Source organism: Paenibacillus chitinolyticus (assembly GCF_045038035.1).
GTDB lineage: Bacteria > Bacillota > Bacilli > Paenibacillales > NBRC-103111 > Paenibacillus_F > Paenibacillus_F chitinolyticus_A.
On the sequence record NZ_CP173427.1, the window covers coordinates 484,079 to 509,826 of the forward strand.

The window sequence follows — 25,748 nt, forward strand, 5'->3', positions numbered from 1 at the left end:
CATGGAACAATTCAGACTGCCCAAAATTCCGATGCCTAAGCTGGAGCTCCCGCAGGCCATCGAGGAAGTATTGAAGGAAGCCGAAGTGAAGCTGGCGCACCGCCCGAAGCTTCTTCAACTGTTCAAGAACTGTTTCCCGAACACGCTGGAAACGACGACGAAACTGCTGGATGACGGCACTACCTTCGTCATTACCGGAGACATCCCGGCCTCCTGGCTGCGGGATTCGGTCGAGCAGGTGATCCAATATGTGCCTTTTGCCAAAGAAGACAAGGATCTGCAGCGTATTATCGGCGGCCTCATCAAGCGCCATATCGCTTACATCCATATCGATCCGTATGCGAACGCGTTCAACGAATCCGCCAACGACTGGCACTGGAACACCACCGACATTACGGACATGTCCCCTTGGGTATGGGAGCGCAAATTCGAGCTCGATTCGCTCTGCTTCTCGATGCGCCTAGCCTACGCGTACTGGAAAGAAACCGAACGGACGGACATTTTCGACGCGGGCTTTAAAAGCGCGATGCGCAAAATCGTCGAGCTGTTCAAAACCGAGCAGCGCCACTTCGAACAGTCTCCTTACCGCTTCACGCGCGACAACGGCATTCCGACCGATTCGCTCCGCAACAGCGGCCTGGGGATGCCGGTCAATTATACGGGCATGGTCTGGTCCGGCTTCCGTTCCAGCGACGACGCCTGCGACTTCCATTACAACATTCCGGCCAATATGTTCGCCGTGGTGGCGCTTCGCCATATGCAGGAATTCGCCGAATGGGTTTTCCGCGATATGGAGTTCCTGAAAGAGCTGAAAGACCTCGAAGCCGATATCGACCACGGGATTCAGCTGTACGGCATTTACCGCCACCCCGAATTCGGACCGATCTACGCGTACGAGACGGACGGCTTCGGCAACTACTGCCTGATGGACGATGCGGGTACGCCGGGACTCATGTCCATTCCGTACCTCGGATACGTGAACGCGGACGATCCTATCTACCAGAACACGAGACGCTTCGCGCTCAGCAAAGAAAATCCGTTCTACTACGAAGGGACCGCGGCAAAAGGAATCGGAAGCCCGCATACGCCTCCGGGCTATATCTGGCACATGGCTTTGTCCATGCAGGGACTGACCGCCACGACGGCTGAGGAGAAACTGGAGATGATCGCGATGCTGGAAGCGACCGACGCGGATACGGGCTTTATGCACGAGGGCTTCCATGCCGACGATCCGAACACGTTCACGAGAACCTGGTTCGCATGGTCGAACAGCCTCTTCTCCCAGCTCGTTTACCGGGCGATGAAGGACGGACTGCTATGAGCGTGAATCAGCCGGTCGTTCTTTTCTATGATCCGTCGTTTCCGATAAGCAAAGCAGAACAAGCAAACGTGAAAACAGGCCGGCAGACCGTGCCGGCTTCGCGGCAAGAAACCCGGCAGCCGGACTCGGGCTCCGGCGCGGGACTATCCGGCGCTGCCGGCGCCGCGCTCCAGACCGATACCCTGGCGGGTATCGGGAACTTCGTCAGCGCGGACGGCTTGGCCGAAGCCCTGAACGAAGCGGCCGGCGGCTGCTTCGTGAACCTGCACGCGCCGTATTTCCCGAAAGCGGCGTGGCCGGCCATTCTCGGCTTCCTGTCGAGAGGCGGAAGCCTGATCTCCGTCGGCGGCGCGCCGTTCAAGCATCCGGTGCGCCGCGAGGACGGCGAATGGCACGTGGAAGCCGAGCAGACGGCTTACCACCAGGAGCTGCACATCCACGAGGCGCTTCGCGTGGACGCTTCTTCCGCGGCGGAACTGTCCGCTTCGGACACGGTCCCGCTGCTGGCGGGGCAAGAATCGCTGTTTAGCGTGACGGACACGTGGAATCTCGTGCCGCACGTGACCAAAACAAGCGATCTCCCGCACCAGATGGGCTCCGCCGGACCGATGAGCACGCAGATTTATCCGCTGCTCAAAGGGATTACCGCGGAAGGCCGCGAAGTGTCGGCTCCCGTCGTGCTCTGGGAAAACTCGCGCGGCAAGTTCGAAGGCTCGCGCTGGCTGTTCGTGAACCAGCCGCTCCGCGCGCAGTTCTGGGAGCAGGGCGGCGCCGCGGCGCTCAAGCAGTGGACGGAATTCTGCGCGGCAGGCGTGACCGAGCTGTGGCTGAAGCCGAATTACGCGTCCTACGAAGCAGGCGAGCGTCCGCAGCTTACCCTGCAGACCCAGCGGATGACACGCGCATGCGCGGACAGTCGCGCGAAACGGGCGGAGAGCTGGACGTTCTCCATCACGGTGGAGCACGAGAGCAACTCCGACCGCTGGAGCCATGAGCTTCGGCAGGAGGTTACCGGCGAATTCGGCCTCGTCCGTATCCCGGTCCCGCTCGACATTCGAAGCGGGCTGTACCGGGTGGAATGCCGGGCCGAATCGGCGCGCGGCGAGATCCGCATCCTGCGCCAAGGGTTCTGGGGCCTGGACGCCGAGCTTCTGGCGGAAGGCCAGCCGATTGGCCGGAACCGCGACTACTTCATCCAGGACGGCAGGCCGCTGCCGGTTGTCGGCATGACCTACATGACTTCCGACGTGGCCCGCAAGTTCCTGTTCCTGCCTAACGCGGCGGTATGGGACCGCGATATGGCCCAGATGGCCCGCGCGGGCATCAACTGGATCCGTACGGGCATCTGGACCGCTTACCGCAACATTATGCAGGTGGACGGCCATGTGTCGGAAGATGTGCTAAGGGCGATCGACGCGTTCCTGATGACGGGCAAGAAGCACGGCTTGCAGGTTACGTTCACGTTTTTCTCCTTCACGCCGGAAACATGGGAAGGGGTCAATCCTTATCTCGATCCGCAGAGCGTGGAAGCGCAGAAGCGGTTTATCCGCTCCATCGTTTCGCGCCACCGGACCACGAAGAACGTGGATTGGGATCTGATCAACGAGCCGTCCATGTTCGAGCCGGAAAAAATCTTCTCCGACGGCCCGCGATCCTGCCGCGATCCTTTCGAGAAAGCGGCCTTTATAGAGTGGCTCCGCGATCGGCACGGCTCTATCGAAGCGCTTCAGGAACGGTGGAACATGTCCCCGGAGCAGCTTCCGGATTTTGCGGCTGCTGCCGTACCGGAAGCCGAGGAAATCAACTTCGACGTGCAGGACATGCACCGCGGCAAGAAAGGGACCCGCTGGCTGGACTACTGCCTGTTCTCCATGGACATGCACAACCGCTGGGCGAAGGAGCTCTACGAGACGATCAAAGAGCAGTGCCCGGATCATCTCGTGACGGTCGGGCAGGACGAAGCGCTCGGAGCCCAGAGACCGTCGCCGTTCTTCTACGAAGAAGCCGTCGACTATACGACCGTGCATTCTTGGTGGCTGAACGACCAGCTTCTCTGGGACGGCATTTTCGCCAAAACGGCGCATAAACCGAATCTCGTCCAGGAAACCGGCATCATGTACGTGGAAACGCCGGACGGCCGGGCGAAACGGACCGAGACGGAGCTGCGGAACCTGCTGGAGCGCAAGTATGCCTACGCGTTCGCGACAGGAGGGGCAGGGGCGGTCCACTGGATCTGGAACACGAACTTTTATATGGATAATGCCAACGAATCGCATATCGGGGCTCTCCGGGCAGACGGTACGGAGAAGCCGGAAGCGGACGTTTCCTATGATTTCGGAACGTTTATGGCCGGTATTCGCGATTTGTTCCGGGAACGCAAGCTGGAGGAAGTCGTCGCCGTTTTCCCGTATTCGAACGATTTTTCGAACCGGAAGCTGGCGTTCGATGCCACGACCCGGCTGACGCGTGTGCTGGCTTACCAGTTGAACCAGCCTTTCCGAGCGGCATCGGAGTATCACCTGGATGCGCTGGAGCAAGGACCGGTCAAGCTGATCCTGCTGCCTAGCGCCCATAACGTGGACGATCAGGCAATGGCGGAGCTCGTGGAGTTTGTAAAACGTACGGGAGCCGTGCTGCTGGCGACAGGTCCGCTGGGCATCGACGCGTACTGGAGAGAGACGGACCGCCTGGACGAAGTATTGGGCAGCGGCAAGCTCGCCAACGTACGCCGGGAAGAAATGCTGAGCATCGGCGGCTCCATCCATCCGGTTTCATTCGGACAGAGACGCATTGCGGAAACCGTCAAGGAAATCCGCCTGAACAGTTTGGCCGAGGGAGACGGCATCGGCACGGAACCCGCAGCCGGAAACGGAACCGGCGTAACGCGACAAGAAGCCGGCAGCCCGCAAGGCGACGCTGTGGTGGATATACCGCTCGGCAAGGGCCGCCTGATCTGGAGCCCGCTGCCCGTCGAGCTTAACGAGAGAACCGAAGCCGTCGCCGGACTCTACCGGTACGCTCTTGAGGCGGCGGGCTGCGACAGCGGTCTGGAATGGCGCCGCGGGGGGAATTTGCCGGGCGTGTACGGCCGCAAAATCAGCTTCGAGGCAGGCTCGCTATTCGTATTCGTTTCCGAATTCGCCTGGGATGCCCCGGTAGAAGTGAAGGACACGGAGACCGGCGCGGTCTACTCCTTCCTGCTGGAGAAAGAGCGGTCCGTCCTGTTCGCCGCCGATTCGGCAGGCAAGCTTCTCTCCGTTTACCGGCCGGATGAGGTTCAAATCCGCGTAAGCAGCGAGTAAGACGCGATGGAGCGTAAGGGTACGTGTTTAGATACGTGTTCGGGTACGTCTGCACGTACCTGCGTTATCCATAACCCGTCAGGCAGTCCCTTATTTTTAACTAACGACAATTCAAGCTGGAGAACACGCCGCTCTGACGCGGCGCTCTCCGGCCCTTTTTTCAAATAGAAGATCTCACAAAGCATCACCACAAAGAAGGGGAGGCGAACGATCATGAGCAAAAAAAGAACGGCGCACATTATTTCCCACACGCACTGGGACCGCGAATGGTACCTGCCTTACGAAAAGCACCACGTCCGGCTCGTGAAGCTGGTCGATACGCTGCTGGATAAACTGGATACGGGCCCGGATTACAAAAGCTTTTATCTAGACGGCCAGACCATCATTCTCGAAGACTATTTGCAGGTTCGCCCGGAGCAGAAGGAACGTTTGGAGAAATACATCCGCGAAGGCCGTATTTTTATCGGCCCCTGGTATATCCTGCAGGATGCTTTTCTGACCAGCCCCGAGGCAAACGTCCGCAACATGCAGATCGGGCACCAGGACGCCAAAAAGTACGGACAAATATCCAAAATCGGGTATTTCCCGGATACGTTCGGCATTTACGGGCAGGCGCCCCAGATTTTGCGGCAGGCGGGCATCCGCAACGCGTTTTTCGGCCGCGGCGTGAAGCCGACGGGCTTTAACAACACCGTATCGGACTCCGGATACGAATCGTCGTTCTCGGAGCTGATCTGGGAAGGAACGGACGGCTCCAAGGTGCTCGGCGTCCTGTTCGCGAACTGGTATTCCAACGGCAACGAAGTGCCCGCCGGCGAAGAGGAAGCGAAGGCGTACTGGGCCCGCAAGCTTGCGGATGCCGAGAAGTATGCGTCCACGGGAGAGCTCCTGTTCATGAACGGCTGCGACCATCAGCCGATCCAGCTCGACCTGCCGGAAGCGATCGAAACGGCGCGGAAGCTGTACCCGGACACGGAGTTCGTCCATTCGAACTTCGCGGCGTATCTGGAGGCGCTGGGCGATAGCGTAGAGCGCGAACTGTCCTCCGTCAAGGGCGAGCTGCGCAGCCAGCGTACGGACGGCTGGTCTACGCTCGTCAATACGGCGTCGGCCCGCGTCTACTTGAAGCAGATGAACCAGGAAGGCCAGGCGCTGCTTGAAAAAGTAGCCGAGCCGCTCGCTTCCTTCGCGCATCTGCTCGGAGAGCAGTACCCGCATCATCTGTTTACGTATGCCTGGAAAACGCTGATGCAGAACCATCCGCACGACAGCATCTGCGGCTGCAGCGTGGACGAAGTGCACCGCGAAATGGTGACGCGGTTCGAGAAGAGCCGCCACGTGGCGGAATCCATCGTGGACGACAGCAAGCGTGCCATCGCCGAAGCGGTCGACACGAGCGTGTTCGCGGGATTCGGCGAGGATGCCCTTCCGGTCGTTGTGTTCAACACGACAGGCTGGGAACGGACCGGCACCGTCTCCATCGAGCTCGATGCGGCGCGTCTGTACTTCCGGGAAGGTTATTCCCTGGAAGAAACGGCAAGCCGCATGAAGAACGTGGACCTGTCGGGCCGCGTGCTTGTCGACGCGGAAGGCAAGACCGTCCCGTGCACGGTGGAGGACCTCGGTCTACTGTTCGGCTACGACCTGCCGGACGACCGGTTCCGCCAGCCGTATTCGTGCCGCAAGGTGAAACTGACGTTCGAAGCGCGGAACGTTCCGGCGCTCGGACTCCAGACCTACGCGTGGGTGCGCAGCGATAAGGCGCCGTCCGCGCCCGCTTCCCTGTTCGCAGGCGAACGCGTTCTGGAGAACGAGAGCCTCAAAGTCGAGATCGCGCAGGACGGATCGTTTGCGCTGACCGACAAGGCAAACGGACGGACGTACCGCGATCTCGGCGTGTACGAGAACACCGGAGACATCGGCAACGAGTACATGTACAAGCAGCCGGAAGGCGAAACCGCGCTGACCACGAAAGGTCTTCCCGCACAGGTTCGCGTGCTGGAAGACACGGCTTTCCGCGCTTCCGTGGAAATCGTCCACGAGTGGGAAATTCCCGTGTCCGCCGACGAGACGCTGGACCGGGAGCAGCGGGAAATCGTGTATTTCCCGCACCGCAAAGCCCAGCGTTCCGCCGAGACCGTGCCGATGGTCATCCGCACCGTCGTCAGCCTGGACCGCGGAGGCAAGGGCGTGGAGCTGTCCGTCTCCTTCAACAATCAGGCGAAGGATCACCGCATCCGCGCGCTGTTCCCGACGGACCTTCAGGCAAGCTCGCATGCGGCCGATTCCGTCTTCGAAATCGCCCGCAGAGACAACGAGCCTGCGGCTGAGTGGGAAAACCCGAGCAACACGCAGCATCAGCAGGCGTTTGTCGATGTGAGCGAGGCTCAGGCCGGTCTGACGGTCGCCAACCTCGGCCTGAGCGAGTACGAAGTGCTGCGCGACGGGCGCAACACCATCGCCGTGACGCTGCTCCGCGCGGTCGGAGAGCTCGGCGACTGGGGACTGTTCCCGACACCGGAAGCGCAGTGTCCGGGCGAGCAGACCGCTCGCCTGATGCTGATTCCGCACGGCGGTGACGGCATCGCCTCCGGCGCTTATGCGCAGGCGTACCAGTTCCAGATCCCGTGGACCCTCTGCCAGACCGGCGTGCATACAGGCGCTGTTCAGCCTATCTATGCGCCTGTCCAATGGGAGAGCCGGGAGCTGGCCTTCTCCTCGCTCAAAATGAACGAGGAGTCGGGAGACATTCTTCTCCGCTGGTTCAACATGAGCCCGCAGCAGGCGGAGCTGCCCGTGAGTACCTCGCTGTCTCACAGCGGCTTCTACAAGAGCAGTATCATGGAGGAAGCGGGGGAGACGATTCCTGCGGAGAGCGGCGCCATCCGCGTGTCTGCCGCGCCTCATGAGATCGTGACCATCGGGCTTCGCCAATAGAAGATCAATCAAACAAATCGGGCAGACTACGGCTTTTAAGGCCGGAGTCTGCCCGATTTTATTTTTGTCCTTAAAGAAGGGCCTGTTACGGAGCCTGTTACCTTAATGGAGGATGTCTGAGGGTATATGGTTTTTATTCGGCAGCCATTGCGTCTGCTTTCGTTCTTTGAATCGTACCGAATGGATGCTCGGGCGGCGCATAAATAGAATAAAGTTTAAGCGGTGTATGGCCCGTATTGGTTACATTGTGCCATTTACCGGCGGGTACCATGATCGCGTATTCATCATACACTCTTTTTTGAACATTTAAATGCTCTTTAGTATCGCCCATCTGAACGAGACCTTGACCCTGTTCAATACGCAAGAATTGGTCAGTTGTAGGGTGAACTTCTAAACCGATGTCTTCTCCGGGGTTGATACTCATCACCGTGACTTGTAAATGATCTCCTGTCCATAGGACAGTGCGATAAGTATTGTTTTGCTTTGCGGCCTCGCTAATATTCACGACAAACGGTGTTTTTCCATAATCTTTTAACTCGATTTTGCCGTTTGTGTTTGAGGGTTGCCGATGGCCAAATCGGTTGGTATTCTCTAATTCATGTGGAATAGCCCGGTACACAGGTTGTCTGGCATAGTTATACACGGGTGCGTTAACGTAGTATGGATATGGAAACGGATTTCTGGCGTAATACATGGAGTTTCCTCATTCCCTTCACAGAAGTATAAAATAGGGTATTCATGTGGCTTGGGCATGGGTACTCTTAAAAATCCCCCCAACCGGTTGACACAACTGGGGGAGATGTTATAATACTCTACGAACCCAATTGATAATGAATCTCATTATTAATGAGAAACGTTCTTACAACCGAGCTACATATACAAAATTACCCGCCCAAAGGACAGCTTATGAAAAAGAGATATCTGGTGATCGCGCTTATCGTTTTATCCGTCGCATCGATCTTTATCGGGGTGAAAGATATCAGCCCGTTGGATCTGTTCAACTTGAGCGACGATAAAGTCCATATCCTGCTAGTCAGCAGACTTCCCCGGTTAATCAGCATCTTGATCGCAGGCATGAGCATGAGTGTCATCGGCCTGATCATGCAGCAGCTGAGCCGCAATAAGTTCGTGTCGCCGACTACGGCCGGTACGATGGATTCCGCCCGGTTCGGCATTCTGGTCTCGATGATGCTGTTCACCTCGGCCGGTCCGCTGGAGAAAATGCTGATCGCTTTCGTATTCGCCCTGCTGGGAACTTTCATCTTTATGAAAATTCTCGACCGTGTGAAATACAAGGACACGATTTTTATCCCGCTGGTGGGTCTGATGTTCGGAAACATCGTAAGCTCTATCACTACCTTTTTCGCTTATAAAAACAATCTCATTCAGAACATGTCCTCGTGGCTGCAGGGAGATTTCTCGATGATAATGAAGGGCCGGTACGAAATCATGTACATTTCGATCCCGGTGCTCGTTATCGCGTATCTGTTCGCCAACCGTTTTACCATTGCCGGCATGGGGGAGGAGTTTTCCACCAACCTGGGGCTGAAATACAAGCAGGTGGTTAACATCGGGCTCGTCATCGTGGCTCTCGTATCCTCCGTGGTCATTCTGACGGTCGGTACGCTGCCGTTCCTGGGGCTGATTATCCCGAACATCGTCACGCTCTACATGGGAGACAATCTGAAAAAGGCGCTGCCCCACACCGCCCTGCTCGGAGCCGTGTTCGTCCTTTTCTGCGACATTCTGGGACGGGTTATCATTTTCCCGTATGAGGTTTCAATCGGGCTTACGGTCGGGGTAATCGGAAGCGGCATCTTCCTTTACATGCTGCTGGCAAGGAGAAAGGCCTTATGAATTCACAAGCAAAAGTTAAAATAAGCATCCTTGCCGTACTCGCTCTTGTGCTCATCGCGGTCTTTCTCCTGATCGACGCCTCCGGCAACTGGGATTACGTGCTTCCCCGCAGGGGCAGGAAGGTCCTGGCGATTGTCATAACGGGCGGCGCCATTGCTTTCTCGACGATGGTGTTCCAGACCATCACGAACAACCGGATTTTGACGCCGAGCATTATCGGTCTCGATTCGCTCTACATGCTGTTTCAGACCGCGATTGTGTTCCTGGTCGGCTCCGCGAGCTTCCTGATGAATAAGAATGTGAATTTTCTTATCTCCGTAGGCTTGATGGTAGCTTTCACCGGCGTGTTATATAAGCTGCTTTTCAAGAAGCAGGGGCAGAACTTGTACTTCCTCCTGCTGGTAGGACTGATCTTCGGGACGTTTTTCCAGAGCATCTCTTCCTTTATGGAAGTGCTGATCGATCCCAACGAATTTCTGATCGTGCAGGACAAAATGTTCGCCAGCTTCAACAACGTCAATACGGACCTGCTTATTATTTCGGTCGTGCTGCTTGCTCTGGTGGGTGTTTATTTTGCTAGATTCACGAAATACCTGGACGTCCTGGCGCTGGGCAGAGAGCATGCCGTTAACCTCGGCATCGATTACGATTATGTGGTCAAAAGGCTGCTCGTCGTCGTCGCCATCCTGATCTCGATCGCTACCGCTCTGGTAGGTCCGATTACGTTCCTGGGCCTGCTTGTCGCGAACGTGGCGCACGAATTTCTCAAGACGTTCCGGCACAGCGTTCTTATTACCGGCTCCATCCTTATCTCCATTATCGCTTTAGTGGGAGGCCAGCTGATTGTAGAGCGGGTATTCACCTTCTCGACAACTTTGAGCGTGATCATTAACTTCATCGGTGGTGTCTACTTTATCTATCTGCTATTAAAGGAGAAAAAATCGTGGTAGAAGTCAAGGGCGTATCCAAACTATACGGCAGCAAACATGTGGTCGAGAACGTGTCGGTCCAGATCGCCAAAGGCAAAATCACTTCCTTCATCGGTCCCAACGGCGCCGGCAAAAGTACGCTGCTGTCCATGGTGAGCCGTTTGATCGACAAAGATCAAGGAGAAGTGTTCATTGAGGGCAAGGAGATCGGCCAGTGGAAGAGCAACGATCTGGCCAAGAAGATTTCCATTCTCAAGCAGTCCAATCACATCAACATCCGTCTGACGATCCGTGATCTGGTCGGCTTCGGACGGTTTCCATACTCGCAGGGCCGGCTGACAGCAGAGGACAAGAAGTATATCGAAGAGGCCATTCAATACATGGATCTGGGAGATATCCAAGACAAATATTTGGATGAGCTAAGCGGCGGCCAGCGGCAGAGAGCCTATCTCGCCATGGTGCTTGCCCAGGATACCGAGTACATCCTGCTCGATGAGCCGCTGAACAATCTCGATATGAAGCACTCGGTCCAGATTATGAAGGTGCTGCGGAGGCTGGTCAGCGAGCTGGGCAAGACGATCGTCATCGTCATTCACGATATTAATTTCGCTTCCTGCCATTCGGATTATATCGTCGCTCTGAAGAACGGCCGTGTCGTGAAAGAAGGCACAACGGAAGAGATCATCGACTCCGCCGTTTTGAAGGAGATTTACGACATGGACATCGAGATTCACAACATAAATGGCAACAGAATCTGCACGTACTTCGCTTAGGGAACAGATTCCCGCCAAACGCTTTTTTACAAATGGTAGCCCATTAGACGGATGATGCCGGACGGTGTCATGCCCGCTAACTAAAAACCCAATTAAACCCATAGGAGTGATTGCAATGAGTAAGAAATTATCCCTGCTTCTCATGACCCTCGTACTGGCCGTTATGGCTGCCGCGTGCGGCAATAAAGAGGTGGCTACAACGTCGTCCAAAGAAGGAACGGCTCCGACGGCTGCCGCTTCCAAAGAACTGACCATCAAGCATCAACTGGGCGAAACGAAAGTGAAGACGAATCCTGCCAAAGTTGTGGTATTCGATATGGGCGTCCTGGATTCCCTGGATAAACTGGGCGTAGAAGTAGCCGGCGTACCGCAGGACGGACTGCCGACTTACCTCAAAAAGTACAAAGAAGCCAAATACACGAACGTCGGCAGCTTGAAAGAACCGGCTTTTGAAGTGATCAGCAAGCTGAAACCGGACTTGATTATTATTTCCGGCAGACAGCAGGATGCTTACAAAGAATTGAGCAGCATTGCCCCGACTATTTTCATGGGTGTAGACGCTAAGAGATACATGGAATCCTTTAAAGAAAACGCGAAGCAGCTCGGCCAAATTTTCGGTAAAGAAGCACAAGTGGATCAAGAGCTTGCCAAAGTGGACGAAGCGATCAAAGGCATCAAAGATAAAGTAGGCGCAAGCAACAAAAACGGCCTGATTACCCTTGTTAACGGCGGTAAAATCAGCGCTTATGGCCCAGGCTCGCGTTTCGGCATCATTCACGACGTATTCGGCGTTCCGGCCGTAGACAAAACGATTGAAGTGTCCACGCACGGTCAAAGCATCTCCAACGAATTTATCGTAGAGAAAAACCCGGACTACCTGTTTGTTGTAGACCGTGACTCCGCGGTCGGCACGGAAAGCGCGGGAGCCAAGAAAGTCATCGAGAACGAACTGGTGAAAACGACTAAAGCGTTCAAAGAAGGCAACATCATTTACCTGAACCCGGACTACTGGTACCTGTCCGGCGGCGGACTTGTATCCGTGGCCGAGATGGTTAAAGAAGTCAGCGCAGGCATTAAGTAAGTTTGCAGCGGTTAATGGCCTCGCGGGGCCGCCCGGCAGTTCCTCCCGAGTCTTGGGAGGAAGATGCCAAAAGGCCACCAGTCACACCCGAAGGGGTGGAACTGGTGGCCTTTTGGCGTGGTGCGGCAGTTGTCTTAACATGAGCTATATTTTTAATGCCGTTGTCATTGTTTTTTAGTCATGGTCATTTTCTTTTCCATTTCAGATAGATATCAACAAAAAATAAGAGACAAAGTAAAGTTAATATAACATTTGTGTAGGTAAGAGTACCATTAATCTGTTCTAGTTGACTCTCCAAACGCATAAATGAAGACCGTGTATTATCAGCGACTTCACCTATTTTTATGCTTAGAGATTTGACATTAGAGAACCAAGTGCAAATACTATTTCCACAAAGGACGGCAATGCGTTTCCGACTGTACAGAAGTAAAGGATCTGCTGCTAAGTGCGGCTGGATCCTTTTTCTTGTTTCTTTGGCAATTGAATCCCCGATTGAAACTTCGTCCCCGCGGCCCTAGAATGGAAATGTCCGGAAAGGAACGCGAGGTGATGGAATATGTCCAAAGCGGATAACATGCTTGCCGTGCTGTGGCACTTGAAATCGGGGAGAAAAATGACCGCCCGGGAACTGGCCGAGACGCTTGAAATCAACATCCGGACCGTGTACCGGTATATAGATGCGCTTTGCGCCAGCGGAGTGCCGATACTCGCGGATTCCGGACATAACGGCGGCTACAGTCTGCTGCCGAATTTCCGGGAGGCGCCGCTGTTCTTTAATGCCGCCGAGCAGAAAGCCCTCGTTCATGCCGCCATATTCGCGCAGGAAGCCGGCTACCCGTTCGGGGACGCGCTGAACAGCGCCGTGGGGAAGCTCAAGCAGTATACGAACCCCGAGCAGCTCGACGCGATACAGCGGCACGAAGCAGGCTTCGATGTCATTCACCCTCCGACGGATTCTTCGCTGGAGGCTTACCTGCAGATGCTGGAGATAGCCGTTGCGGACGGGCATACCCTGCATATGGAGTACTGCAAGGGAAACTCTTCGGCGGTCCAGAGCAGGAGCATTGATCCGTACGGGCTTGTTCACTGGAAGAGCAAATGGTATCTGGTCGCCTATTGCCACCTTCGCGGCGAGCTTCGAAGCTTCCGTGTCGACCGTATCCGGACGTTGTCCCATACGGAGGGCGTCTTCAGCAGGCCGCCGGGATTTTCCGCCCGCCAGTTTTTTATGAATAATCTTCTCCCCGACACTAGCCGGCAGGAACAGCTTGTCTCCATCCGGATTCAAGGGGCTCCCCGGGCGATAACCGAGCTGTGCGATCACTGGCTTTTCAGCCATACGATCGTGGAACGCACGGCGGATCAGATCCATATGAAGCTGGAGGAGAAAGCGATCCGCAGCTATGTCCCTTATTTTCTGATGATCCAAGGGAAGTCGATCCGGGTTCTTGAACCTGCTCTGCTGAAAGAGCAGCTGATTGACGTGACGTCCGGTCTGCTTGAATTTTATAAGCAGCTTTAGCTTCACTGACCGGAACTGTCAGCCAAACCGGGTTATCCTAAGAAGGCAAGCGAGCTTACGACAAAAGGGGAAGCCCGGTCCGCGGGCAGTTCCCGGTCGCGCAGGATGGCTTCTCATGATGACGTCGCATGATGGCGGTGACCCTCAAGCGGTTATCCCGTTTCGCACGGAGTTATGCGCAAGCCGTAACGGCAACGCTCCAACATATCCACAGGAACGGGGAGGAACCGGAATGTCATCGGATACGCAGCATCAGGAACAGGAAAAGGCCGCTGTATTAAGCGGTTATGCGGAGCAGCAGTACGACTACCATGTGTGGGCAAACGGGAAGGTTTTCGCAGGTCTTAGGGCACTGCCAGAGGAGCTGTCCTTCGAGCAGATTCAGAGTATTTTTCCGTCCGTCGCGGACGCTTTGAACCATATCTGCATGATGGATGAAATGTGGCTGGTCGTTATGAAAGGGGGCGGCTATGAAGAAGCCAGGAAAGCCGTGACGGGCCTTTACGCGCAGGGCCGGGGAGACTCGCTGGACGAATTGCAGCAGAGATTCGCTCTTGCCGAGGAGAAGTACAGGGCTTTCTTCGCCGAGGGAGAGGGCGCGGCCGCCGAAACGGCTCCGTCGCATCCACAGTTCGGTTCCCTCGAAACCCGGGTCTACGCGTTGGTTCAGCATGTGGTGAATCACGGGACGTATCATCGCGGCAATATATCCGCCATGCTCCGCCAGCTCGGTCATATGGGGACCCCGACCGACTATATTGCGTTTTTGTTCGAACGCGGCATTCGCTAAGAAGTCAGTTTGATTAGGTTCAAGGGCGCCGTACATAAGTTTCATGAGGAAAATGTCCCGAAAAGAACTCCGAAAACGGAGTTCTTTTCTTTTATTTTGGAAAGGATGATGGTAAGATATAAAACCCGCCGTTTTGAAATTTCAATTCTATGCACAGGGTTATGCACAAATCAACAGTCTAAAATCGCAGGCTGTGCATAAGTTTGAAATTTTTATAAACATATCCACAGCTAAGGTTGTCCACAGTTTTTGGCGCGGACTAGTCTGTAATTTTTATGTTGACAGTTTGGGTTTTAAAATCTATCATAGAATTATACCCGTATGGGTATATGGTTCAGGATGATAAAGACAGAAACGATATAGGAGAGCTGAAATGGCCTTTCAAATACCTAAGAGCTGTACCCCGCAGGATCTGGCGCGGCGCATTCACGACGGAGAGGATCTATACATCCTGGATGTCAGGGAAGATGAGGAATGGGCGGATGGGCATATCGAGCAGGCCGTTCATATCCCGTTGGGACAATTGATGCAGAGACTCGGCGAACTGGACCGGAATCGGGAAATTACGGTGGTATGCCGCAGCGGCAACCGTAGCGGATTGGCTTGCGAACTGCTGACGGAGCAAAGCTTCGACGTCGTTAATATGACCGGCGGTATGAACAACTGGACGGACCGGATTTCTTACGGACGTTAGAACGAAGAGCCGAAAAGACGAGAAAGACGGTAGATAGACCGGCAACCGATTTATAGCTGTCAACAGCGTGAATAGGGAGGGATTGTCGAATGATTATGTGGGAGATCATCGCGGGAATGATGGTCTTGGCGCTTGTGCTGAGCTGGCTTCCGGTAAGGGGCCTCAATTATCTCAGTCAAGAGAAGGCAAGAGAGCTTGTGGCTTCCAAGGAAGAAGGACGGATTAAGGTGCTGGACGTGCGGGACGCTTCGGATTATGAAGAAGCGGCGGGCTTTCCTTCCATTAATATGTCCGTCGGCCGTCTTCCCTACTTGTGGAAGGATGAATTCTCTCCGGAAGACCGTGTTCTGCTGGTCGGGGATTCTAACCGTCACATCAAGAAAGCGGCCCGTTTTCTGAAAAGACGCGGATTTAAGGGGCTCTACGCCATGCAGCTTCGTCTCGAACGGCGTGCCTTGGGTACTCCCGAGAAAACCTGCGGGGCGGGCTGTCCGTAACAAGTACGCAATCGGCAACATACGGAAAGGAAGATCGCGATGAACTACGATGAAAGCATAGTCCGCCGGCTGAAGCGGATGGAAGGCCAGGTACGCGGCATTCTCAAAATGATGGAAGAAGAAAAAGACTGCAAAGACGTCGTCGCTCAGCTTTCCGCCGTCAGAAGCGCGGCCGATAAGGCGATGGCTTATATCGTAGCCACCAATCTCGAGCACTGCATCCGGCAGGAGGAAGAGAAGGGCAAGGATACCGGCAAACTAGTGCAGGAAGCTGTCGAGCTTCTTATCAAAAGCCGCTGACCGGAGCCTTCCGGCATCCGCCGGGACGTTAAATAACAGGAGCTTTCCAATGATTCCTTAGGGGATTAATGGAAAGCTCCTTTTGCATGACAGGGGCGATTTTTTAACAATTTATTAAAATATGGTATGATCAAGGCTGTTCCCGATCTCTTTGTTCAGGACCAGGAATAAGGTATAGAAAGGATTTTTTACTTCCATGAATAAGAAATTAAACGTTATGCTGACCCGTTCTTTTCTCGTCTGTCTCTTTTTCGCCCTCTGCTTCGCACTGGTGGCGCTGCTTGTAAGCCGCCGGCAGGTTGCCTGGTTCGACGAAACGATCATTTCGTTCGTGCAGGGCGCGGAAAGCCCCGGCTTAACCGCGGCGGCTAGCCTTCTGTCGGAAATCGGTTCCTCGGCCGTGGTCCCTTTTATCACAATCGCCGCCGCTTTATATTTATACTTTGTGCTGAAGCACCGCTCGGAAGTGATTCTTCTTATTGCGGCTATCGGCGGCTCCGCTATTCTGAATACGATTCTCAAAAAGATTTTCCAGCGGCAGCGCCCGACTATTCACATTATTATGGAGGAAGCCGGTTTCAGCTTCCCGAGCGGCCATTCGATGGCGGTGGTCGGTTTGTATGGAATTCTGGTCTATTTGCTGTGGAAGCATATTCCCAGTGCGGCGGGAAGAACCGTTCTCGTCGTGCTGGCGACCGCGATAATTGTGGCGATGGGACTCGCCCGGATCTACCTCGGTGTGCATTATCCCAGCGACGTGCTGGGGGGCTATCTGGCCAGCGGTTTCTGGCTGGGCGTATGCATTTGGACGTACCGGAGCTACCGGAACAGGCGGCAATCGGCCGTAAGGTAACCCGCGGATGGAATGCGACAGGGAGCCGCATCCATCCAGCAGCCAGCGATAATAGGAGCGCTGCGGATGAGCCGCTGGAACCGTTCCAGCCTCACGGACCTAACGTGCAGGCTCGTGCCGATAGAACGGGGCGCCGCCGCGGCCCGCACAAGCGGGTAGAGCCCGGATGAGCCGCACAGCGCTGCCCGTGCATATCCGGGCTGGCGCACGCACGGTCGGCCCTTGGCCAGCGGCATGGCGCTAACACGCGCGCGTGCCTGCGCCTCGGGCGCAAATAAGCAAAAGCCCTTCGCACTGGCGAAGGGCTTTTGCTTTAGAGCTGTTCGGCCTTCAGGCGGTCGAACAGCAGCTTCGCGGCGCCGAACATGCCTGCCGTGCCGCCGAGCTCGGCCGGCACGATCGGGACAGGCGCCGCCGTGTAGGCCGGCATGGTCATGTCCAGGACATGCCGGCGGATCAGATCGAACAGGAAGTCTCCCTGTTCGGTGACGGCTCCGCCCACGACGATGGCGGGCGGGTTGAACGCGTGGATGAGACCGCTGAGCCCCGTGGCTACGTACTCGGCGTACAGCCGCACGATGGCCATCGCGGTCTCGTCCCCGGCGCGGGCGCGCGCGAACAGCTCCGGCGGAGACGCTTCTTCCAGCGTCTCCCCGCCCCGCTCGCGAATAAGGCGCTTCAGCGCGGTCACGGACGCATACTGCTCCCAGCATCCGCGGTGGCCGCAAGTGCAGGGCTCGCCGCCGAAAGCCACGACCATGTGGCCGTAGGCTCCCGCGAAGCCGTCCCGCCCGTGCAGCGGGCTGCCCTCGCGGATGTAGCAGCCGCCCACCCCGGTGCCCAGCGCTACGCAGAGGAAGGTGTCCCAGCCGCGTCCCGCTCCGAGCCACTGCTCGCCGAGGGCGATGACGTTGACGTCGTTATCGACGGCAGCGGGCAGGCCGGATAGCTTCTCGATATCCGCGCGCAGCGTCGTTCCGCTCCAGCCGGGCAAATTATCGGTCGCGAAAGCCACGGTTCCTTCGCGGTTAATGTAGCCGGCGCTGCCGATTCCCGTTCCGGCGAGCTTCACGCCTGCGGCAGCGGCCTCTTCTGAATACGTTTGCAGAAGTCCTGCGAGCTTAGCCATGAGACCGGATTTGCCGGCGGACGCTTCCGTCTCGGTTTTGTGGGAGGCGAGCACTTTCCCGTCGGGAAGGATGAGCCCGCTTTTAATGTGGGTGCCCCCGATGTCGATGCCGATCGCTGCGTAAGAAGACATGAACCTTTTCCCCCGCTTCGTGATTTTAGAAGAAATAATTTTCCTTAATCAATAACTATAAAAGAAATTTTACTTCTTTATTATAGGAGAAGCCTGCTGCCCTGTAAATGAAAAACCGGCAGGTTATCCGTACCCGGTTCCACCTGCAAAGCCGTTTTCGTCCCGTAAAGTTCCCGCGAAATCAAACTCCTTCTCCTCGGTAAGATAGTAATTTTCCTCTGTATTACCCGGCACGCTTTACTTTAATGGAATAATAGGCCGCTTTTGTCCCCGCACTGTACGCTGTATGTGCCTTCCAATTCACCGGCTTTTCCGGGGATTTCCGTCATTTTACCAGAACCCGCGCGTTACTTTAAAACCCGACAAAATTTTTTGAAAAAAAACCGAAAACCCTGTTTCGAGTTTAACGGAAGCGGGTATAAAAGCGCATCAGCGTGCCATAATGTCGAAAAATGTTTTCAATATCGGTTTTTTACCGGGGATTGTTGCTGTGACAATTTTTTACAAACAGAAACTATCTTCATATGGGGACGTATTTACAAAGGACGTGTAAGGACCAAGGGAACCAACCTCTCATTTGAACGGAAAAGGGGGACAAACCGGCGATATGTAAGCGGTAACGCAGCAGGGGATCGGACTTCGATAAGAGGGTTCCCGCGTGCGTATAGGTATACAATTTCCTCTACTTGCTATTGTATTCGGTTTTTAGAAACACTACTATTAAAGTTGACATAATTATTTGAATTCATTTTTCTATTTATATACAAATTCGGAGGAAAAGCCGTATGTCGGAACAAGACCAGAGATCCAATGATTCCCTAGATGTTTTGGACGAAAAACAGTTGCTTCAGGTGTTGCTGGCTTTTAAGAAGGGCGACTTTTCCGTGCGCATGCCCTATGATCTGAACGGAATGCCGGGCAAAATCGCCGATACGCTGAACGATATCCTCGATATGCAGGAGAACGTGGTGCAGGAAGTGCAGACGGTCGAGCGGGTTGTCGGCAAGGAAGGCAATACCAACCGCCGCTTTATGTGCCGGAGCACGGGCGGAAGCTGGAATGCGTTCAACGATTCCCTGAACAATCTGATCAGCGATCTGATTCAGCCTACAAGCGAGATGGTCCGGGTTATTAACGCCGTGGCGCAGGGCGATCTTTCGCAGAAAGTGGAGCTTGAATTTGAAGGGCGCGCTCTTACGGGCGAGTTTTTGCGCACCGCTAACAATATCAACCGGATGGTCAACCAGCTCGGGACGTTTGCTGCCGAGGTTACGCGTGTGGCGCGCGAGGTAGGAACGGAGGGCATTTTGGGCGGACAAGCCGAAGTGACGGACGTATCCGGCACGTGGCGCGATTTGACGGAGAGCGTCAATAACATGGCGAGCAACCTGACGGATCAGGTACGGAACATCGCGGATGTGACGACGGCTGTCGCGAAAGGCGATTTGTCCCGCAAGATTACCGTTAACGCCAAGGGCGAATTCCTGGAGCTGAAAAATACGATCAACACGATGGTGGATCAGCTCAGCACGTTCGCTTCCGAGGTTACGCGTGTGGCGCGTGAAGTAGGAACGGAAGGCAAGCTGGGCGGGCAGGCCGACGTTAAGGGTGTGTCCGGCACCTGGTACGATTTGACGGAGAGCGTTAACGACATGGCGAGCAACCTGACGAACCAGGTGCGTAACATCGCTGTCGTCACGACGGCCGTTGCGAACGGCGATCTCTCCAAGAAGATTACGGAAGAAGCGCAGGGCGAGATTCTGGAGCTGAAGAACACGATCAACACGATGGTGGATCAGCTCAGCACGTTCGGTTCCGAGGTTACGCGTGTGGCGCGCGAGGTAGGAACGGAAGGCATACTGGGCGGCCAGGCCGACGTTAAAGGCGTGTCGGGCACATGGCGCGACCTGACGGAGAGCGTTAACTACATGGCGACGAACCTGACGAATCAGGTGCGCAACATCGCCGAGGTGACGACGGCGGTTGCGACCGGCGACCTGTCGAAGAAGATCGCGGTCGACGCCAAGGGCGAGATTTTGCAGCTAAAAAGCACGATCAACACGATGGTGGATCAGCTCAGCACGTTCGCGTCCGAGGTTACCCGCGTAGCCCGCGAGGTCAGTAACGACGGCAAGCTGGGCGGCCGGGCGGACGTTAAGGGCGTGTCCGGCACCTGGAAGGACTTGACCGACAGCGTCAACTACATGGCGAGTACGCTGACCGATCAGGTGCGCAACATCGCGGAAGTCACGACCGCCGTCGCGAAGGGCGACTTGTCCAAGCAGATCACGGTCAACGCGACCGGCGAAATTCTGGAGCTGAAGAATACGATCAACACGATGGTGGATCAGCTCAGCACGTTCGCGTCCGAGGTTACCCGTGTGGCCCGGGAAGTAGGAACGGAAGGGAAACTCGGCGGTCAGGCGAACGTGAAGGGCGTATCCGGAACGTGGAAGGATCTGACGGAGAGCGTAAACGACATGGCGAGCAACCTGACGAACCAGGTTCGGAACATCGCGGTCGTCACGACGGCCGTTGCCAACGGCGATCTGTCCAAGAAGATCACGGAGGACGTACAGGGCGAGATTTTGGAGCTGAAAAACACGATCAATACGATGGTGGATCAGCTCAGCACCTTCGCCTCCGAGGTTACCCGTGTGGCTCGTGAAGTGGGAACGGACGGACGTCTTGGCGGCCAAGCCCAGGTTAAAGGCGTTGCCGGAACGTGGAAGGACCTGACGGAGAGCGTAAACGACATGGCGAGCAACCTGACCGACCAGGTTCGGAATATCGCCGATGTGACGACGGCGGTCGCGAAGGGCGATCTGTCCCGCAAGATTACCGTTGACGTCAAAGGCGAGATGCTGCAGCTGAAGAGCACGATCAACACGATGGTGGATCAGCTCAGCAACTTCGCTTCCGAAGTGACGCGCGTAGCGCGCGAGGTCGGAACGGAAGGGAAGCTGGGCGGCCAGGCGGATGTAAAAGGGGTTTCCGGAACGTGGAAGGATCTTACCGACACGGTGAACTACATGACCGGCAACTTGACCAGCCAGGTGCGAAACATCGCGGCCGTTACGACCGCCGTCGCCAACGGCGATTTGTCGAAGAAGATTACGATCGACGTGAAAGGCGAACTCCTGGAGCTCAAAGAAACGATCAATACGATGGTGGATCAGCTCAGCTCGTTCGCCTCGGAGGTTACCCGTGTAGCCCGCGAGGTGGGAACGGACGGCAAGCTGGGCGGCCAGGCGCATGTGAACGGGGTCGGCGGAATCTGGAAAGACTTGACCGACAACGTGAACATTATGGCGACGAACTTGACCAACCAGGTGCGGGGCATCGCGAAGGTCGTTACGGCCGTCGCCAACGGTAACCTGAAGCAGAAGCTGATGGTGGACGCGGCTGGCGAGATCTACGATCTGAGCGAAACGATCAATAACATGATCGACACGCTCGATACGTTTGCCGACCAGGTTACGACCGTGGCCCGCGAGGTAGGGGCCGAAGGAAAGCTGGGCGGTCAAGCGCACGTGCCGGGGGCTGCGGGAACGTGGCGCGACTTAACCGATAACGTAAACTACATGGCGTCCACGCTGACGACTCAGGTGCGCCAGATTACAAACGTTGCGACTGCGGTGACGAAGGGCGACTTGTCGCGGACTATTGATGTCATTGCGGCGGGCGAAGTCGGAACGCTCAAAGATAACATCAACGAGATGATCCGCAATCTCAAGGAAACGACGCGGATCAATACCGAGCAGGATTGGCTCAAGACCAACCTGGCCCGGTTCAGCCGTCTTCTCCAGGGTCAGCGCGATCTGTACGAAGTGTGCCGCATGATCATGTCGGAGCTGGCTCCACTTGTTTCCATGCAGCACGGCGTGTTCTACATGAACGAAGCGAACGGCGAAGAGCAGGTGCTGCGCATGTTCTCCAGCTATGCGTACCAGCAGCGCAAGCACCTGTCCAACGAGTTCCGTCTGGGCCAGGGCCTGGTCGGCCAGTGCCTCATCGAGAAGCAGCGGATTCTGCTGACGAACGTGCCGGAGGATTACGTGATGATCGGCTCGGGACTCGGCGAAGCCGCGCCGCTTAACATCGTGCTGCTGCCGATCATGTTCGAGGATCAGGTGCTGGCCGTGATGGAGCTGGCTTCCTTCCGCCGCTTCACGGAGATCGACATCGCGTTCCTCGACCAGTTGACCGAGAGTATCGGAATCGTGCTGAACACGATGCAGGCCAACATGAGAACCGAAGAGCTGCTGTCTCAGTCGCAGTCTCTCGCGGAAGAGCTCAAGAAGCAGCAGGAAGAGCTGCAGAACACGAACGACGAGCTGGAAGATAAAGCGAAGCTGCTTGTCATTCAGAAAGCGGAAGTCGAAAGCAAGAACAACGAAGTCGAGCAGGCGAAACGCTTCCTCGAAGAGAAAGCGGAGCAGCTTGCGATGACGTCCCGGTACAAATCGGAGTTCCTCGCGAATATGTCTCATGAGCTGCGGACACCGCTGAACAGCCTGCTTCTGCTGGCCGAACAGCTTTCCGAGAATCCGGATCATAACCTGACCGACGATCAGGTGAAATTCGCGCGTACCATTCATGATTCGGGTCTTGACCTGCTCAACTTGATTAACGACATTCTCGATTTGAGCAAAATCGAATCCGGTACGATTACACCGGACTTCACCGAAATCAAGCTTACCGAAATTACCGATAATATGGAGCGGACTTTCCGCCATATTGCTCAGGATAAGAAGATCGATTTCAAAATCAAGGCGGAAAAAGCGCTGCCGGAATCCATTATTTCCGATTCCAAGCGTCTTCAGCAGATTTTGAAAAATCTGCTTTCCAACGCCTTTAAGTTCACTGAGAAGGGCGAGGTCGTTCTCCTTATGCGCCGGGCCAACAGCGGCTGGAGCCAGGACAACGAATCGTTGAACCGCGCCCGTATGGTGCTGGCCTTCTCCGTCGGAGACACGGGGATCGGCATCTCCGAGGATAAGCAGCAGATTATTTTCGAAGCGTTCCAGCAGGCGGACGGCAGCACGAACCGCGAATACGGCGGAACGGGCCTCGGTCTTGCCATTTCCCGCGAAATCGCGGGCATGCTTGGCGGCGAGATTACGCTGTTCAGCGTAGTGAACGTCGGCAGCACCTTCACGCTCTTCCTGCCGGTCGATCTCGATCCGGCCATGCTGGAAGCGGCCGCCGCTTATGTGCCGGAAGTGATCGACATACCGGCTGCGCCGCCTAAAAAGTACGAATACGACCGGTTCGATACGACACAGCTCGTAGATGATCGTGCGAACATTGAAGCGGGCGATCGTGTATTCCTGATCGTGGAAGACGATATGAAATTCAATGAGATTCTGCTGGATATGCTTCACCGGAAAGGCTTGAAGGCGATTATTACGCCGAAAGGCAACAAGGCGGTCGCCCTCGCCAAGAGATACAAGCCGGTTGCGATTACGCTTGACCTGCGTCTGGAGGACATGAACGGCTCCTCCGTTCTGGATCAGCTGAAGGACGACATCGAGCTGCGTCATATCCCGGTAACGGTGATGACGATCGAAGACGATGCGACCGAGCTTTTGCAGAAGGGCGTGTTCGACTTCCTCTGCAAGCCGATCAAGAACGAAGATCTGGAGAACGCGATCGACAAGCTGAATGCTTTCGGCAGTAAGCCTTTCCAGCAGCTTCTGGTCGGCATGTCCGATTCCGAGCGCCGCAGACAGACGGTGGATCTCGTGAAGAACAGCGACATTAAGGTCAGCGCGACCGATACCGGCCGCAAGGCGCTGAACCAGCTGAAATCCAAGGATTTCGACTGCGTGCTCGTCGATACGGACCTGCCGGACATGGGCCCGGCCCAGTTTGTGAGAGAGATGCAGAAGAACGCCAAAAACAAATACAAGCCGGTTCTGATCAACCGGAGCGAAAAGCTGACCAAAGAGGAAGAGGACGACCTGGAGGAGCTGCGTTCCATCGCGGTCATCAAGGAAGTGAAGTCGCCGATTCAGATTGTGGACGAAACGATGCTGTTCCTTCACCGCAAGCTGGAAAACCTCAATGACAGCCAGAGAGATATTTTGATTAAAAAGCACCAGTCCAACGAAATGATCGATTCGAAAAAGGTGCTGATCGTCGACGACGATATCCGTAATATTTTCGCTCTGACGACCATTCTGGAGCGTCAGAACATGAAGGTCATATCCGCCGAGAACGGCCATGACGCCATCGAGATCCTTGAGCAAATGCCGGACATCAATATCGTTCTGATGGATATTATGATGCCGGTTATGGACGGGTACGAAACAATGCGTGAAATCCGCCGCAGACCTCAGTTCCAAGGCCTGCCGATCATTGCGCTCACGGCAAAAGCGATGAAAGGGGACCGCGAACAGTGTCTGGAGGCGGGAGCCTCGGATTACATCACCAAGCCGGTGAACAGCGCCCAGCTCCTCGCTATGCTGCGGGACTGGTTCCTGGCCCAGGACGGACTTCAGCCGAGTCCGGCCGAGCTTCCGGGTTCCGAGCCTTTCGGATGGATGAAAGGACAGTAACGCCATTTTTAAGCCTTGTGCGCAAGCACGGGGCTTTTTTTTATGGCCGGGACTTCCGGGGGGTGCCTTGCATGAAGCCGCTTCTTAACTAGGGCGAAAAGTCAAAAAAATGCGGAATATGTAACTTTTTGTTGGAAATATGTGTCTATAAAAGTAAACATGCATAGAGCTGGGAGTATGGAAAGGAGTCACGTTGAATTAAAATAAAGAAAAAATGCTCCAAAATTAAGTTGAATTACGGATAATTACTTCATATAATAAAGTGACGGGTTTTCTTATAAATGCCGGCAGCGGTGCCGGACGGTCTTATAACTCACGGAGGTACAGCGATGGAAAAACACAGCCTGTTGGAAGCAGTAAAGGGAGGAATTATCGTGTCCTGCCAGGCGTTGCCGGATGAACCTTTGTTCGGAAGCGAGATGATGGTCAGGATGGCGCTGGCGGCGGAGGCCGGAGGAGCGGTCGGCATAAGGGCCAATACGCCGGTCGATATCGCCGCGATTAAATCGAGAGTAAAGCTGCCGCTTGTCGGGCTCTGGAAGCGTGACTATGAAGGCAGCGATGTATATATTACGCCTACCTTGGAAGAGGTAGAGGCCGTTTGGCGGGCGGGAGCCGATATAATCGCGCTGGATGCGACGATGCGGCCGCGTCCCAAAGGAGAAACGCTGATGGAAATCGTGTCCGAAATCAAAAAGCGGGCCGGCGTTCTCCTCATGGCGGATATCTCTACCGTCGAAGAAGGGCTCCATGCCCAGGAAGCCGGCTTCGATATCCTGTCTACGACGATGTCCGGGTATACGCCGTACAGTCCCCGGCAGGAAGGGCCGGATTTCACACTGATCCGCGAGATGACGGCGCGGGCCGATATCCCGGTATTCGCCGAAGGGCGTATTCATACCCGGGAAGATGCGATAGAATGCTTCCGCAGCGGTGCGCATACCGTCGTTATCGGGGGCGCTATCACAAGGCCTCAGCAGATTACAAAACGTTTTGTCGACTTCGTGCGTATACACGTTTAGACCGGCTCTTACCGGACGATTGGCGCAATTATCACTTTTTCTGATC

General features: G+C 55.4%; 17 protein-coding genes. 15 read left to right on the top strand and 2 right to left on the bottom strand.

What is annotated here, in order from left to right; translation table 11 throughout:
• The first annotated feature begins 1 nt into the window (after position 1).
• The 3 genes from ACI48J_RS02285 to ACI48J_RS02295 all read left to right on the top strand — a co-directional run bounded on the left by ACI48J_RS02285 (position 2) and on the right by ACI48J_RS02295 (position 7,560).
• The gene (locus ACI48J_RS02285; protein WP_326052027.1) at positions 2–1,321 is read left to right on the top strand and encodes a glycoside hydrolase family 125 protein; all 1,320 of its coding nucleotides are present in this window, start codon (positions 2–4) and stop codon (positions 1,319–1,321) included.
• Positions 1,318–4,623 (top strand): beta-galactosidase, encoded by a 3,306-nt coding sequence (locus ACI48J_RS02290; RefSeq protein ID WP_405081444.1) that lies wholly within the window; start codon positions 1,318–1,320, stop codon positions 4,621–4,623. Before ACI48J_RS02285 ends, ACI48J_RS02290 begins: the two co-directional genes overlap by 4 nt.
• 213 nt (positions 4,624–4,836) lie before the next feature.
• Positions 4,837–7,560, top strand: coding sequence for an alpha-mannosidase (locus ACI48J_RS02295; RefSeq protein ID WP_405081445.1), 2,724 nt, complete (start codon positions 4,837–4,839; stop codon positions 7,558–7,560).
• A gap of 133 nt (positions 7,561–7,693) precedes the next feature.
• Here the strand turns inward: ACI48J_RS02295 and ACI48J_RS02300 are convergent, their stop codons facing one another.
• A complete protein-coding gene (locus tag ACI48J_RS02300) occupies positions 7,694–8,254 on the bottom strand; it encodes a cupin domain-containing protein (RefSeq protein ID WP_405081446.1) in 561 nt (186 codons plus the stop codon).
• 212 nt (positions 8,255–8,466) lie between these two features.
• Here ACI48J_RS02300 and ACI48J_RS02305 point away from each other — a divergent pair, with 212 nt between their 5' ends.
• The 10 genes from ACI48J_RS02305 (at position 8,467) to ACI48J_RS02350 (ending at position 16,856) form a co-directional block, all read left to right on the top strand.
• Positions 8,467–9,417, top strand: coding sequence for an ABC transporter permease (locus ACI48J_RS02305; RefSeq protein WP_326052020.1), 951 nt, complete (start codon positions 8,467–8,469; stop codon positions 9,415–9,417).
• On the top strand, positions 9,414–10,367 hold the full coding sequence (locus ACI48J_RS02310) for an iron chelate uptake ABC transporter family permease subunit (RefSeq protein ID WP_405081447.1): 954 nt from the start codon (positions 9,414–9,416) through the stop codon (positions 10,365–10,367). Before ACI48J_RS02305 ends, ACI48J_RS02310 begins: the two co-directional genes overlap by 4 nt.
• Positions 10,361–11,119, top strand: a complete 759-nt coding sequence (locus tag ACI48J_RS02315; RefSeq protein WP_405081448.1) for an ABC transporter ATP-binding protein — start codon at positions 10,361–10,363, stop codon at positions 11,117–11,119. Before ACI48J_RS02310 ends, ACI48J_RS02315 begins: the two co-directional genes overlap by 7 nt.
• 115 nt (positions 11,120–11,234) lie before the next feature.
• A complete protein-coding gene (locus ACI48J_RS02320) occupies positions 11,235–12,200 on the top strand; it encodes a siderophore ABC transporter substrate-binding protein (protein ID WP_405081449.1) in 966 nt (321 codons plus the stop codon).
• Between the two features lie 556 nt (positions 12,201–12,756).
• Positions 12,757–13,722, top strand: a complete 966-nt coding sequence (locus ACI48J_RS02325) for a helix-turn-helix transcriptional regulator (RefSeq protein WP_405081450.1) — start codon at positions 12,757–12,759, stop codon at positions 13,720–13,722.
• 232 nt (positions 13,723–13,954) lie between these two features.
• Entirely contained in the window at positions 13,955–14,512 is a 558-nt protein-coding gene (locus ACI48J_RS02330) for a DinB family protein (RefSeq protein ID WP_405081451.1), read from the top strand.
• 373 nt (positions 14,513–14,885) lie between these two features.
• Positions 14,886–15,206, top strand: a complete 321-nt coding sequence (locus ACI48J_RS02335; protein WP_405081452.1) for a rhodanese-like domain-containing protein — start codon at positions 14,886–14,888, stop codon at positions 15,204–15,206.
• Positions 15,207–15,295: 89 nt separating this feature from the next.
• On the top strand, positions 15,296–15,703 hold the full coding sequence (locus ACI48J_RS02340; protein ID WP_405081453.1) for a rhodanese-like domain-containing protein: 408 nt from the start codon (positions 15,296–15,298) through the stop codon (positions 15,701–15,703).
• A 39-nt stretch (positions 15,704–15,742) separates the two neighbouring features.
• Positions 15,743–16,003 (top strand): metal-sensitive transcriptional regulator, encoded by a 261-nt coding sequence (locus tag ACI48J_RS02345; protein WP_218231228.1) that lies wholly within the window; start codon positions 15,743–15,745, stop codon positions 16,001–16,003.
• Between the two features lie 196 nt (positions 16,004–16,199).
• The gene (locus ACI48J_RS02350) at positions 16,200–16,856 is read left to right on the top strand and encodes a phosphatase PAP2 family protein (RefSeq protein ID WP_326052005.1); all 657 of its coding nucleotides are present in this window, start codon (positions 16,200–16,202) and stop codon (positions 16,854–16,856) included.
• Positions 16,857–17,169: 313 nt separating this feature from the next.
• Here the strand turns inward: ACI48J_RS02350 and ACI48J_RS02355 are convergent, their stop codons facing one another.
• Positions 17,170–18,117 carry an ROK family protein gene (locus ACI48J_RS02355; RefSeq protein WP_405081454.1) on the bottom strand — a complete coding sequence of 316 codons (948 nt, stop codon included), beginning with the start codon at positions 18,115–18,117 and terminating at the stop codon, positions 17,170–17,172.
• Positions 18,118–18,902: 785 nt separating this feature from the next.
• Here ACI48J_RS02355 and ACI48J_RS02360 point away from each other — a divergent pair.
• Complete coding sequence (locus ACI48J_RS02360; protein WP_405081456.1) at positions 18,903–24,680, top strand: HAMP domain-containing protein; 5,778 nt, start codon at positions 18,903–18,905, stop codon at positions 24,678–24,680.
• A 329-nt stretch (positions 24,681–25,009) separates the two neighbouring features.
• Entirely contained in the window at positions 25,010–25,702 is a 693-nt protein-coding gene (locus tag ACI48J_RS02365) for an N-acetylmannosamine-6-phosphate 2-epimerase (RefSeq protein ID WP_405081457.1), read from the top strand.
• The last annotated feature ends 46 nt before the right edge of the window (positions 25,703–25,748 follow it).